This window comes from Pseudomonas sp. P5_B2 (assembly GCF_056400445.1).
The window spans coordinates 1-698 of the sequence record NZ_JBFULH010001333.1; the positions used below are offsets into that span (position 1 = coordinate 1).

Below are 698 nucleotides of genomic sequence, written 5' to 3' on the forward strand. Positions count from 1 at the left end.
GGCAGCGCTACCGCGAAGATATCGAGTCGGCGCTGCTGCGCGACGGTACCTCCCGTCCGGATGCAAGGCAGATGGGCGCTCTTGCCGAGAGTTCACAAAGTTTGCTCGACGATGTCGATCAGCTGATGGTATCACTGATAAAGGAGATGCACCGCGAACAGGAAGACGAGCTAAATATCGCTGATCTGTTGTTGGTGGTGGACATATTGTTCCTGGGCGGGATGTGGTTGATTGTCCGGCTAAGCTTCGTTCGTCCGGTGCTGAGGCTCGCGCAGGGCAGTCGCGAACTGGCAAACGGCAACTATCAAGTCCATATCGAACACCGGCCCAATGATGAGGTGGGGCAGTTGGTGGATGCCTTTAATGACTCCGCGCGGCGGATCGGCACCCTGATTGGTAACCTCGAGCAGGAACACATGAACCTCATGCGTGCTGAATCGATGTTTCGCGGCGTGGCTGAAACTTCAGCAGTCGGCGTCTACATAATCCAGGATCATAAATTCGTGTTTGCGAATACACGACTAGCTCAGATGTTCGGCGTTGAGCAACATAGGCTCCTTGAATCGCTCGGTGTGTTCGACCTGGTGGCGGAAGGTGATCACGATCTGCTCGAAGCCAATGTGCCAAAACGCTTGCACCCAGATGGCAGGATCGAGGGCCTGGCCAGCGAATACCAAGCGCGTAGGAAAGATGGATCG

1 protein-coding gene is annotated in these 698 nt (G+C 55.4%); it reads left to right on the forward strand.

The window, feature by feature from the left end; genetic code table 11:
- The coding region (locus AC1DRJ_RS31055) for a HAMP domain-containing protein (RefSeq protein ID WP_477805479.1) at positions 1 to 698 on the forward strand (698 nt) is incomplete at both ends.